Annotated in this window: 10 protein-coding genes and 1 pseudogene; 7 read left to right on the top strand and 4 right to left on the bottom strand. The window is 40.6% G+C overall.

The genetic code is table 11. The features are described 5' to 3' along the window. On the top strand, nt 1–668 hold a 668-nt coding region (locus V7K32_RS17830; protein ID WP_334995156.1), incomplete at its 5' end, for an HlyD family efflux transporter periplasmic adaptor subunit. Nucleotides 669–822: 154 nt separating this feature from the next. On the opposite strand, the gene V7K32_RS17835 is transcribed toward V7K32_RS17830, so the two are convergent. After that, nucleotides 823–1764: a glycosyltransferase family 2 protein gene (locus V7K32_RS17835; RefSeq protein WP_334995157.1), complete on the bottom strand. Its 942-nt coding sequence runs from the start codon at nt 1762–1764 to the stop codon at nt 823–825. 384 nt (nt 1765–2148) lie between these two features. Here V7K32_RS17835 and V7K32_RS17840 point away from each other — a divergent pair, with 384 nt between their 5' ends. From V7K32_RS17840 to V7K32_RS17860, 4 genes and pseudogenes are all read left to right on the top strand, one after another. After that, nucleotides 2149–3141 (top strand): cation diffusion facilitator family transporter, encoded by a 993-nt coding sequence (locus tag V7K32_RS17840; protein ID WP_334995158.1) that lies wholly within the window; start codon nt 2149–2151, stop codon nt 3139–3141. Between the two features lie 446 nt (nt 3142–3587). Further along, complete coding sequence (locus V7K32_RS17845) at nt 3588–3740, top strand: hypothetical protein (RefSeq protein WP_334995159.1); 153 nt, start codon at nt 3588–3590, stop codon at nt 3738–3740. 261 nt (nt 3741–4001) lie between these two features. After that, nucleotides 4002–6094 (top strand): annotated as a pseudogene (locus V7K32_RS28820) (alkaline phosphatase); the annotation flags it as partial. A gap of 515 nt (nt 6095–6609) precedes the next feature. Then, complete coding sequence (locus tag V7K32_RS17860) at nt 6610–7812, top strand: argininosuccinate synthase (protein ID WP_334995160.1); 1203 nt, start codon at nt 6610–6612, stop codon at nt 7810–7812. A 206-nt stretch (nt 7813–8018) separates the two neighbouring features. Here the strand turns inward: V7K32_RS17860 and V7K32_RS17865 are convergent, their stop codons facing one another. After that, entirely contained in the window at nt 8019–8651 is a 633-nt protein-coding gene (locus tag V7K32_RS17865; protein WP_334995161.1) for a DedA family protein, read from the bottom strand. A 488-nt stretch (nt 8652–9139) separates the two neighbouring features. Between V7K32_RS17865 and V7K32_RS17870 the strand changes: the two genes are divergently transcribed. Beyond that, the gene (locus V7K32_RS17870; RefSeq protein WP_334995162.1) at nt 9140–9493 is read left to right on the top strand and encodes an STAS domain-containing protein; all 354 of its coding nucleotides are present in this window, start codon (nt 9140–9142) and stop codon (nt 9491–9493) included. Between the two features lie 1195 nt (nt 9494–10688). Here V7K32_RS17870 and V7K32_RS17875 read toward each other — a convergent pair. Then, nucleotides 10689–11249, bottom strand: a complete 561-nt coding sequence (locus tag V7K32_RS17875) for an Npun_F5560 family protein (RefSeq protein ID WP_334995163.1) — start codon at nt 11247–11249, stop codon at nt 10689–10691. Nucleotides 11250–11459: 210 nt separating this feature from the next. After that, a complete protein-coding gene (gene rpsF / locus V7K32_RS17880) occupies nt 11460–11810 on the bottom strand; it encodes a 30S ribosomal protein S6 (protein WP_334995164.1) in 351 nt (116 codons plus the stop codon). A 316-nt stretch (nt 11811–12126) separates the two neighbouring features. Between rpsF and V7K32_RS17885 the strand changes: the two genes are divergently transcribed. Beyond that, complete coding sequence (locus V7K32_RS17885) at nt 12127–12900, top strand: fumarylacetoacetate hydrolase family protein (protein WP_334995165.1); 774 nt, start codon at nt 12127–12129, stop codon at nt 12898–12900. Nucleotide 12901: the final 1 nt, after the last annotated feature.

Below are 12901 nucleotides of genomic sequence, written 5' to 3' on the forward strand. Positions count from 1 at the left end.
CAAGCAATGCAGAGGTAGCAATGGCGACTGAACGCATTGCTGAACAAAAAGCCTCTGGGGAAGTGAATAAAGCATCCTTAGAAAGAGAACTTCAAACACTTATAAAAGAGAAAATTGAAACTGAAAAACAATTAGAGCGCCAAGAGAACGAACTCAGGCAAGTTGAAATCGATCTGAAGCAAACTACTATTACTGCTACAGCAGATGGGATTATTTCCAAGCTAAATTTGAGAAACCCCGGTCAAACTCTCCGGGCTGGGGAGGAAGTTCTCCAAATTGTTCCTAGCCATGCACCTTTAATTATCAAAGCAGCTGTCGGTTCTGAGGAAAAAGGTAAGGTAAAAGTCGGTCAAAAAGTGCAAATGCGAGTCACAGCTTGTCCTTATCCTGATTACGGTACTCTCAATGGCGTTGTCAAAACGATTTCCCCAGATGCTGTTAGTTCGCAAAAAAACGATGCAAACTCTGATACAAATTCTATCCCCAGAGCAACTGCTGTAGGTGCTTTTTATGAAGTCACAATTGAGCCTGAGAAACTTGCTTTAGGTCGCACTACAAAGAAATGTCAAATTCAATTGGGTATGGATGGCAGAGTTGATATTATTACCCGCGAAGAAACTGTACTGCAATTTTTGCTCCGCAAGGCAAGGTTAATGACGGATTTGTGAAATTAAACGTGTTTTGGAATTGCCCTATCGAGTTGGTTACAATTAAAAGAGGGCTGGGAACTTGCCGAGCTATAATATAAACTTGTAGATTTGATAAATTAGGCAAATTTGACACGCACACTGGGAAATCTAACGTTTGAACCCCACTTTTCAATCACGATACTTGCTGCATTTCGGCATAAGCTTGATAAACACCCTTCACGTTGTACCAGTTGAGAAAAATTCGAGCAATTTCTAAAGCTAATTGCGGTTTACCTAAATTAATTAGCCATTGCAAAAAAGGTGCCATTGTTCGCTCATTCAGTGCGCCATTGAGTGACAAAATTCCCCAAAGTAAGCGATGCAACCAAGTCATCTGAATCATCATTCGCACTTCCCATGTGGGATGCTTTTGATAAAACAAAACTCCCATACGTCCGCGTTGAATTTCTTGATCAATTAATCGCGGAATTTGCTCTAATTTAAATGCTGGATGCCAGTGATATCCTACAGCTTCTGGACATTTAATTAATGTCAAACCTAGTTTTTTTAGCCGCACACCCAATTCTAAATCTTCCCAGCCATAGAGTTGAAAGCTGGTGTCAAAAAGTCCCGCTTTATCTAACCAATGTTTAGGGATTGCGACATTTCCGGTAGCAAAAAAAGCTGCTGAAAAATCTGTGACTTTATAGGGTTCAGCCGTTGGGTTATGGAAATTACAAGTATTAATAACTGCACCGTAAGTGAAAAAGCGATCGCTCCCCAATTTCTCTTGTCCCTGCAATAATACATTAGCATGAGCTTGCAGGAAATTCTTCAGTACTACTAAATCGCTATCAATAAAGATAATTGTATCTCCCAGCGCCTGTTTTACCCCTAAATTCCGCGCCGCAGCAGGGCCTGCATGATCTTGCTGAAACCAGCGCACATGGGGAAACTCTTCTTTGTGTCCTGCTAGCCACTCCAATGTGCCATCAGTAGAACCATCATCTACTAAGACAATTTCGTAATCAGTAACCGAACTTGACTTACTCAACTCCTGCACCTCCAAGGCGCGGAGGCACTTTTCTAAAATCGGTTGGCGATTATAAGTTGGTATCACAACGCTGAAAAACACAGTCTCACCCACACACAACACTATTTATCCATCTCCAGGATAGGACAGATGCGACGCTGACACTGTTCCTTACATAATTCTGCTTACGGAAATGGTAAATCTGCCCATGATGCAATATTTGCTGGATATTTAAAAGCAGGTATATAAATTTACCATATCTAAAACCTGAAATTATACATTTTTCTATGTCTGTAAAAGATTATTCAACAGGTGCAGAGGTATTTATGCTTAATTGATATTATTTTTCAGTAAATAATAACAGTTGATAAATTTTAATTAATCAGCATATAACCTGTTGTTAATTTTTATTGATTATAGTTTAGAACAAACTTATAAAAATTCATGCATTTAGGTAACTTAAACTGTAAAAAGGTTTTTTGAGTAATGGTTTCACTTCAATGGTGTGGATGTGCAGATGATTCTGTAAAACTAGTTAATAATTACCAAAAAGCAAAAAATTTGTGGATAACAGTAGGTTTACTGGCTGTTTTTTTTGTTGCTGAGTGGAGTGTGGGTTTATGGAGTCAAAGTTTATCTTTACAGGCGGATGCAGGACACATTTTATCGGATATTACAGCCTTGGCGATATCACTCCTTGCTAGTTTTTTGGCACAGCAACCAGCAAAGAAAAAAGCAACATTTGGATATCAGCGTATCGAAGTTTTAGCAGCTTTGTTTAATGGATTAAGTTTATTTGCGATCGCTACTTTTATCATATTGGAAACTATTCAACGCTGGCAACATCCAGTAGCAATTTTAGGCTTACCAATGTTAGCAATTGCAGTATTAGGTTTAATCGTCAATCTGCTCAATATTACTTTGCTTCATCCCCACACTCACGACGACTTAAACCTACGGGGAGCTTTGCTTCATGTGATTGCTGATACTGTTAGTTCAGTTGGCGTAATTATAGCTGCAATAGCCGTTCATCTTTGGGATTGGTGGTGGGCAGATGTTGCTATTAGTTTAGTCGTTGCAACTTTTACGGGTTTGAGTGCTTTACCTTTAGTACAAGAAAGTTTAAAGATTTTTTTGGAGTATGCACCCGAATCAATTGACCCTGTTGATGTGGAAATATCCCTCAAATCTTTTCCTGGTGTTGTTCAAGTAGAAAAACTTCATATATGGGCAATTAGCTTAGATAAGGTAATGCTTTGTGCAAATTTGACAGTTGAATGTGCAACTATTCAAGAACGCGATCGCTTACTCAATAAATTGGAAACTCACATCCACAAAACTTTTAATATTGCTGAGATAACTTTGCAACTAAGTAGCTATAAAAAACCTTCGGCTTTGCAAATTCATCCTTTATTTAACCAAGATTTAGTTTTAATGTTATCTGCAAATCAAACAAATTCAAAGCTGGAACATAGCTAAATAGATAAATTTATTAATTACTAGTATAATACCCAAAATATTTGTCTATATTTAGTTTTTAAAGAACTTTTAAAATAATGCTTATTGGCATTTTTTCTAACTGTCAAAGCATAGCGATGTCTACGACCGGCTACGCCTGCGCTCATTGCAAATCGGTTATTTACTAAGAGGTTTCCTGCTCATGACTCTCATTCAAAAATCCAAAATGATTTCATTACTGAAACAGTACAAACGCACCTTGGCTTGGTTTATATCTGGTTTGGTTATCCCACATTCCGCACTTCAAAATGTATTATCTATCTTTTCAATAAAAATTCCTAATAATGTTCAAATTATTAAGTATTAATATTGAATACCATTGGCGATTTATGTTGTTGATTTAACCATTTTTTTCCACCTATGGGAAATCTACGCATATTACACGATGAAGTGCGGAAAGTCGGGTTATGACAGCTTTGTTGTTCTTGGGAACATCAAATCAACAACCAGCAACCGCCTCTGACCAAAGTCAAGCTACAGCCTCTACTCAACCAGATGTGACAGCTACATACTCAGACTTTGGTGCTAGTCATCTAGAACCAAATTTTTATCAAAATTAACGCCTAAACCTCATCTATTTTGAGAACCGTAGTTTTTGCCCTCACCCTAAATCCCTCTCCCAAGAAGGGAGAGGGACAACTTTGCGGCTCTCCTTCTCCCAAATTTGGGAGAAGGGGCTGGGGGATGAGGGTTTTTTCTTTTCATCATGGAATATCTACAGTTTTCAAGATGGACGCGGTTTAACTCTTGCTCAATTAACTTTAAGGCATACTGCAATGATTTCATTTTTGCAAAAGTACAAGCGATTTCTAGCCCTTACTATGGCTGGCTTGCTTTGTACCGTTCTACTGGTAGTTGGTAATTCTGTTTTTCAGCCCACTATGGCAGCTGGTAATGGAGTTAACGTAATTATCATGATTGGCGATGGGATGGGCTGGAATATGGCACGGGCCGCAGCCGTTGCCAAAGGCGCTCCTTTTTACACAAGTGGCAAAGGTTCAGGTCTGAGCTTCCAAAAGCTAAGTGGATATGGATTGGTGACTACTTACGGCACAACTATTCAAGGAAATACACCAGCCAATCCAACAGACCAGCCCCATCTAACAACTAACTCTGCTCTGGATGGGTCGAATCCACTCACTGGTGCAAGTCCTCTTCGTCCCAAATTCTCATTCCAGCCTACTCCTTTTAACCCTGGCAATCGATCTGATGGTAATAGCTTAGAGAATGGTAATCTCACGGGTTATGACATCAGTAAGGGCGGCCCTGTTCCTTGGATTCCTTTGACCCCTGCTAATTCTGGTACTTACGACAAAGATTACATCAAGTACAGTTATCCCGACTCTGCTAACACAGCTACAACTCTGTATACGGGAGTAAAGAGCTTTAACAACGCAATGGGGGTAGACATTTACGAGAAGAAGTTGAAAACCATCCTAGAAATTGCTAAAGAAAAAGGCAAGTCTACAGGCTTGGTAACTTCCGTACCTGTTAGCCATGCAACGCCTGGTGCTGCGGCTTCTTTCGTAAATCGTCGTAGTAAGTACGACAGTGTTTACGACCCCAGCAAGACCAACCAAGACAGCATTTTGCAACAAACATTGCTGAACTTTAAACCCAATATTTTGTTGGGTGGTGGTCATCCAAAAGATTTTGAAAATAAAGAAAGCACAAGTACAGCAGAGGGTGTCTTTAAGTATACGTACATTACCGAAGACACTTACCAGCATCTGAAGAATAATCCTAAGTCCAATCGTTACGGCTATACCTTTTTGGAACGCGGCCCTAATGCAGCTAAGACACTGCTAAAAACGGCTGCTAAAATCGACCCCAACAAGGGAGGTAGATCCCACATTCCGCACTTCAAAATGTATTATCTATCTTTTCAATAAAAATTCCTAATAATGTTCAAATTATTAAGTATTAATATTGAATACCATTGGCGATTTATGTTGTTGATTTAACCATTTTTTTCCACCTATGGGAAATCTACGCATATTACACGATGAAGTGCGGAAAGTCGGGTAGATTATTTGGTCTGTATGGTGCGCGTGGACAAAATGGCAACATTCCTGTTAGTTCCTCTAAGGGAGACTATAGTTTGACAGGTCTGGATAACTTCTCTCTGTATACCTCTGTTGTCAAGCCTGGAACTCCTGCTACCTGTCCATCAGGTCAGATAATAACTGGTACTGCTGGGGATTGTGTTCCTGTCATTGATGCAGCTGGTAATCCCATCGCTCCTAATGCTCCTGCACCTGATACTGTTCGTCCTCTGGCTCCTGGTGAAACTGATGCCAGCTTTATCGCTAAAGAAATTAACGAAAATCCAACTTTAGCTGATTTAACCAAAGCAGCTTTAACCGTTTTAGGTAAAGACAAAGATGGCTTCTGGCTGATGGTTGAGGGAGGCGATATCGATTGGGCTGCTCATGACAACAACATGGATAACCTGATTGGTACCATGAATGATTTTGATAAGGCAGTCCAGCAGGTCATTAGTTGGGTAGATAATCATGGTGGTTGGAGCAAGAACCTGCTATTGGTTACTGCTGACCATGACCATTACCTAACTCTAAATAATGATTTTGCCTCTAAATTGACTCCCAATCCTAACCCAAATCAGGCTAAAGGCTTGAAGTATAACGCCAAGGACATCACCTTCGTTAAGCACAATCCTACTGATGCTGGTCACTTCTGGGGGTCTGATCCAAATTACAAATATCTCTGGGGTAGCCATAGCCGCCGCGTTGTACCTGTTTACTATCAGGGTGCTTATGCATCAACTCTGACGCGATCGCTAGGACAAGGCTTCCAAATTACAGATAGCTCTGGAACTTATACTGTACCTGGTGTTCGGGGTGTGGTTGACCAAAGTCATATCTTCCAAGCCATGAAAACTGCGATCGCAAGTCCGTAAAATTAATCCACCGCTTCACTAAACACTAACTGATGTGTTGCAGAGACGTGCTAACACACGTCTCTGTCTCAAAAAACTATTGCAGTATTAATGCTTCGATTCTCTGTATTCGGGTTGAGTTTCTTCTTGAGTCAAAAGATAGCATCTTCTAAACCATCAAGCACAAAAGCTTAAACCAAATTATCAAGAATATTGGAGTGGGATTATCCACACTGCAAATTTTTAAAATTATAAAATTTCAAAGCTCAGATTCTCAATTTTTCTAAAAAGTTAGGGAATCTTGTTATTTACAAATGATTTAGGATTGCTACATCGTTTTATTAACATCAGACAAGAGTTAACGGGAAGGGACTTCCAAATAAAAAATACCAAAAAACTCTCTCCTCCTGATTTCTCTGCGTTCTCTGTGTCTCTGTGGTTCGTTTATTTGGGTAATATGAATAAAATATACATGGATTAGTTTAGATATAATAATGACTCATTGTTTGTTTTCCTAACTGGAGAAATTAATGGGTCGCGCCAAAAAAGTTGTCCTGGCATATTCCGGTGGAGTGGATACCTCCGTTTGCATCCCTTACCTCAAACAGGAGTGGGGTGTAGAAGAGGTGATTACCCTAGCAGCAGATTTAGGCCAGGGAGATGAATTAGAGCCAATCCGAGAAAAAGCTCTCAAATCCGGTGCAAGTGAATCCCTCGTGGCGGATGTCAAAGACAGCTTCGTTAAAGATTATGCCTTTGGAGCGATTCAAGCCAACGCCCTTTATGAAAATCGTTATCCTCTCGGAACTGCCCTTGCTCGTCCACTGATTGCTAAAGTATTAGTAGAAACAGCCGAAAAATATGGTGCTGATGCGATCGCTCACGGTTGCACTGGCAAAGGTAACGATCAGGTTCGCTTTGATGTCTCTGTAACCGCCTTAAACCCAAACCTAAAAATCCTCGCACCAGCCAGAGAATGGGGCATGAGCCGTGAGCAAACCATCGCTTATGGTGAAAAGTTTGGTATCTCCTCACCAGTCAAAAAATCCTCTCCCTACAGCATTGACAAAAATTTGCTCGGTCGTAGCATTGAAGCTGGTTTACTCGAAGATCCGTCATTTGAGCCACCAGAAGAAATTTATGAAATGACCAAAGCGATCGCTGATACTCCCAATGAGCCAGAGTACATCGAAATTGGTTTCCACAATGGTATTCCCACAACCATCAACGGCATAGCTAAAAAACCAGTTGAGCTAATTGAAGAACTCAATCAGGCGGTAGGAAATCACGGCATCGGACGGATCGACATGATCGAAAACCGTCTGGTGGGCATCAAATCGCGGGAAATCTACGAATCACCCGCGATGTTAGTGTTAATTCAGGCACATAGGGATTTAGAAAGCTTGACTTTGACGGCAGATGTCACTCATTACAAGCGGGGGATTGAAGAAACTTACAGCCAAATCGTTTACAACGGTTTGTGGTACAGTCCACTCAAAGTTGCCCTGGATGCCTTTATTCAAAAGACACAAGAGCGAGTCTCTGGAACTGTGCGAGTGAAGTTGTTCAAGGGCAACTCTACCATAGTTGGGCGTTCGAGTGATAATTCTCTCTATACTCCCGATTTGGCAACCTATGGAGCCGAAGATCAATTTGATCACAAAGCTGCTGAAGGCTTTATCTACGTTTGGGGACTACCGACTCGCATTTGGTCGCAGAAAATCAAAAGTTAAGAGTAGGAACACGATTAATCGCGTCTGTACAGGAGTTAGGAGTAGAGAGGCGATTAATCGCCTCTCTTCAAAAATCAAAATCCAAAAGTAAAAGTTAAAAAAATAACTTTTTACTTTACTCCAAACTCCAAACTCCTAACTCCAAACTCCTAACTCCTAACTCCTAACTCCAAACTCCTAACTCCTAACTCCTAACTCCTAACTTTTTACTCCTCACTCTTAACTTCCTTAACTTGGCGAGACTCTAGCCACAGAGGCACAATAATTAAAGCAGCGAGAATCAGTAACGCTGCGATCGCAAATTGACCTACCCAAGCAACCAATTGCTCTAAAGAGACAATTTTGCCAGCAAAAAAAGCCAATGTCACCATCAAGCTAGCCCAAGCAACTGCTCCTAAAAAGTTGTATAAAAAGAATTTTCCAAAAGGCATTTCGGCTATACCAGCTAGTGGTGCAGCAAAAACTCGTAACAATGCCAAAAAACGTCCAAAAAATACTGCTTTAGCAGCATTTTGACTAAATTGTTCTTTGATACTCAGCAGCCGCACTTCAGAAACCCGAAATATGCTACCAACTTTTACTAGAAAAGACCAACCGCTAACTCTACCAATCCAATAGCCACAAGTGCCGCCAATTACAGCACCCATAATTGCATCACTGAGAACCAGCCAGAAATTCAGTTCATCGCTACCAGCTAAAAACCCGCCTACTAAGGTCACAGTTTCGCCAGGAAGGGGAATGCCTAAATTTTCTAGCAAAATTCCCAAAAAAATTGCCCAATACCCGTAAGTGTGGGCGACTTGCTGGATATTTTCTAGTGAAATCAGCTCTAAAGACATCCCGCACCGCCGTCTTTACAAATTTTTACTTTTATTATATCTTTGCTTGTTTATGCGCGGGGTGTCAATTAAACCGCTACATAGAGCCATTAAGCCATTAGTTTAATTCTAAATAATCCATAGACTATAGTCTATGGTAACTATCAACTTTTGACTATTAACTATGCATTGTTTAGAGGTTGCTACCACAAATTCATAATTTATTAAAAAAAAAACAAAATATTTATAAAGAATTTATAAATATCCCGTTAAATGATGAAAATCTTGTAAAAGATACGGTTGATACCGAAATTGTTAGGCGTTTATGCCTATATTGATGAAAGTTATCACAAATTATACGGCATGAATACTGAAATAATCCCTCTCAACTGCACGACCGCAATTACCCAAATATCTGGGTAAAACAGTAATTTTGCTGTTGAAAGAGAAAAGGTATTGATGTTTTTTTTCAATTTTTTGTCAAGTGTTCCAACTACCCCGTTAAATTCATGATTCTCACACAAGAACTTCAAGTTATTTTGTTTAAACCCGAAGGAAGCATAGATTTGGAAGGCGGTAAGACTTTGAGTGAACAGATGGCTAGAGTATCGCCCCAAGCTCATCAACTCTGGGTTATCGACCTAGAAGAAGTTAATTTTATGGACAGTTCTGGGTTAGTCCCTTTAGTAAAAGGATTGAAAGCTGCACGCCAGAGCGGTTGTCGCTTGGTTATATGCAACGTGCAAGCTCCTGTACGGTTAATTTTGGAACTTACCCAACTAGATTCAGTATTTGAAATTTTCCCCACTTACGAAGACATTTTTACCACCGTCAAAGAGAACAGTCTGGTGCTAGCAGGCTAAATAATAAATCTACCTATAGATGGATGGTGGAGTCAAGCAATATTTGCATTTTTTCATATTCTCAAAGAGAACAGTCTAGTGCTAGCAGGCTGATTTTCTTTTTTCTAGAGAAGAATGTTGATCGAAACTCATGGCTTTGACGTAGGTAATATCAATAAGCAGATCAATGAATCTGCTTGGTGCAAGCCATCTACCTAAAGCAGTGAAGTTAATAAATGACCAAAATCGGTCAAAACAATGCAATTATTTGTGAGACTCCCCAGCTTTTGAAAGAGAGGGATTTTCAAAAAATTGCTTTGATCTAAGTAAGTAGGTACAATTAAACCGAACTATATAAAGTTATGTAAAGTGCCAGAAACGCTTTTAATATAAGGTTTTAAGCGATTTACATTTATTAATTTAGTTGTATTTTTTAGCGTCCACCTACTTAATTGTTCTATAAAAAACGTTAGTACGGCAAAGAAGCAGGAGGTAAGAAAGGCTATATTATCAGCCTTTGCCTTATTTCTAACTCCATAGTTGTTATTTATTAGACATCTCCGAAAATGAATGTAGAGACGCGAAATTTCGCCTCTCTACAAGGGTTTCAGATTACGCATATTTAATTTCTGGAGATGTCTATTGCCATGCTGTACTAGTACAGCATGGCGTAAGAAGCTCGGAATACGATTATGCGTAACTTTAGATTTTTCACCAGAAAAAAAACGTACAGAGCAAATAAATTTATTTATTGAAAATAAAAAATATGTATGTAGTAACACGCCATGCTGTGAAATACTACGTCAGTTGACTCAAACTACTAAATTTATTTATGGTTACTGAGCGACTTGCTCTGAGCGCAGTCGAACGCGAGTGCGTCCCGCAGGGAGGGGAGTCGAAGTATGGGCTTGGTAAATTAAATTTTTGAATGCGTGAATGCGCGACTTACCCAAAGCGCCTGACTTCCGCCTTGCGGTACTAGGGACTTCCAAGAAATAAATTATTCCAATAAACGAACCACATAGACAAGGCAGCGCGGTCTTGGGGGTTTCCCCCATGAGCGACTGCCGCACAGAGAACGCAGAGAGAAGAAATAGAGAGAGTTTTTGCGTCAGTTTTGGAACATTTTTTTATTTGTCAGTCCCCTAGTTGGATATCTCCAAGATAGTTTGTCGCGGCAATTTCTTACCTGTTCAATTTTGCCATAATGGTAACTTTAGGCGTTCTGGGGAGTCGAAATGTTAGTTTCTTCGCATGCTGGGCGGGGAAAATTTGGCAAATCAATGCCACTATGGCTAGCATTGCGAGTCTTGAGTGCTAAACGGTAACTCACACTTTGTAGTTCTGCTTGTAGTTGACGGTTTTCCCGTTGTAGCATTGCTACCTTTTCTCTGACTGGCGTCATCCGTTCTTCAAACTTCCGGCGGTAAATTTGAGGCAACTCTTGTACTACTTGCTCCAACATGCGGGTGCGATCGGTGAGTTCTTGAACTGACTGTCGCAATTGGTAAATTTCGGAGTCACGAGTTGTAATTTGCTCTTGATAGAACGCCACCTGCTGCTCTACAGCTTGGAGTTGTTCTTGCAAAGCCTGTAACTGGGTCAGATCGCGCTCAATATCCGGCTGCTGGGGCATAAAACTAGTGTTACCCTTTACCAGCCGGAAGAGTTCTTGAGATAGTTGTTGCACTAACGAATCACGAAGTTGCAACTCTTGGCGTAGCTGCGATACTTCCGTAGAGAGAACTTGAATGTTGGGTGTATCAGATTGGCTCACAGTAGCTTACAGCTCCCATTCAGAATCTTGTCCACTCTTAGGTATAACTGCGGGAGTACTACCTTTGGCAAGTATTTGTTAATTTAGCATTCCCAAGCAAGTAACGAAAAAAGAAAAAACAAAATTTTATCGAATGGGATGGAGTATTAGGGAGTAGCGAGTGGAGCATTAATTATTTGTTCCTCATCTCCCTCATCTCCTCCCTACTCCTTAGACCGTTGCTGCCACTTTAGTGGGTTTTTCTTTTTCCTCTTTAGGGGGTTTTTCCTCTTCGGCTTCCTGCTTAACTGTCAAATAGCGAATCACTTCTTCACTCAAACGCATGGCGCGTTCAAAGGGGGCGATCGCAGTTGCAGGTGCATTGTAGTTTAACTGGATGTAGATGCCATCGCGGTGTTTTTTGATTTCATAAGCAAGACGACGCTTACCACGATTTTGAATTTGCATATCCTCGGCGCCTTGGTCCCGAAGCAAATTCTGATATTTAGTAATTGCTTGCTCTACCTGTTCGTCTCCCAGGTCAGGACGCAGGATGTACATTGTTTCGTAACTTGTAGTCATATTTTCAGTCTCCTTATGGACAGAATTGGCTGCTAGTGCTAATTTATACCTGATTTAATTCAAAATGTCGGTATTAATCAACATCTGAAGCAACAAGGAACTATAATCTTACCAGTTTTAAATTTGAATCATTAGTCAAATCGCCGAAATTTGAATTTTTTGGATGTCCCTAATGAAAATTAACAGAACCGGATTGGGACATATTATAGCGATCGCTTTCAGGCTCAAGGCTCAATCGGTTCGCTAAAAAGCTAACTGATGATTGCTACCCGCTCACAGCAACAAAAAAGCAGATAAAAGGATATTCATTAAGGTTATGGCGCAACGCTATGTGCGAATTCAAAATCAAGAAGGACAGATTTACTATGGGATACTACAATTATCCCTAAATGTGCAGGTGTTAGATGCTCCGCCCTGGTTGCAAGGACAACCCACTGATTTAAGTTTGACACCAGAAAATTACCAAATTCTGGCCCCCTGCGCTCCCTCAAAAATTGTGGCGGTGGGTAAGAATTATGCAGATCATGCAGCCGAAATGGGAACTTCAGTACCTTCTGAGCCACTAATTTTTCTCAAGCCACCCACCTCGATCATTCCATCTGAGAGGGAAATTAAGTATCCTCCCCAGTCACAAAGAGTTGACTATGAAGGAGAGTTAGCATTAGTGATTGGCGATTACGCCTTTGAATGTACGCCAGAGGTAGCCCAAACCAAAATTTGGGGCTACACCATCGCCAATGATGTAACAGCGCGGGATTTACAAAAAAAGGATGGTCAATGGACGCGAGCCAAAGGTTTTGATACTTTCTGTCCTTTGGGGCCTTGGATCGTGCGGGAATTAAATCCAGGAGCGAGATTGCAGACTTTTGTGAATGACAACGCCAATCCTGTCCAATCTGCCTGTATCGATAAAATGGTTTTTTCTCCCGATTTTCTAGTTTCTTATATCAGTCAGGTTATGACGCTACTACCTGGTGATTTGGTGCTTACAGGCACGCCGGAGGGTGTAAGTCCATTGCATCCAGGCGATCGCGTCCGCGTCGAAATTGAAGGTATTGGTCGCCTGGAAAACACCGTAGCGCTCCGTTAAC

The organism is Nostoc sp. (genome assembly GCF_036917635.1).
Classification (GTDB): domain Bacteria; phylum Cyanobacteriota; class Cyanobacteriia; order Cyanobacteriales; family Nostocaceae; genus Nostoc.

Bases quoted from the DNA above. Each gene is read 5' to 3' on its own strand.
- V7K32_RS17870 (WP_334995162.1), top strand. From the start codon at position 9,140: ATGATTCTCACACAAGAACTTCAAGTTATTTTGTTTAAACCCGAAGGA.
- V7K32_RS17840 (WP_334995158.1), top strand. From the start codon at position 2,149: ATGGTTTCACTTCAATGGTGTGGATGTGCAGATGATTCTGTAAAACTA.
- rpsF (WP_334995164.1), bottom strand. From the start codon at position 11,810: ATGACTACAAGTTACGAAACAATGTACATCCTGCGTCCTGACCTGGGA.
- V7K32_RS17885 (WP_334995165.1), top strand. From the start codon at position 12,127: ATGGCGCAACGCTATGTGCGAATTCAAAATCAAGAAGGACAGATTTAC.
- V7K32_RS17860 (WP_334995160.1), top strand. From the start codon at position 6,610: ATGGGTCGCGCCAAAAAAGTTGTCCTGGCATATTCCGGTGGAGTGGAT.
- V7K32_RS17865 (WP_334995161.1), bottom strand. From the start codon at position 8,651: ATGTCTTTAGAGCTGATTTCACTAGAAAATATCCAGCAAGTCGCCCAC.
- V7K32_RS17845 (WP_334995159.1), top strand. From the start codon at position 3,588: ATGACAGCTTTGTTGTTCTTGGGAACATCAAATCAACAACCAGCAACC.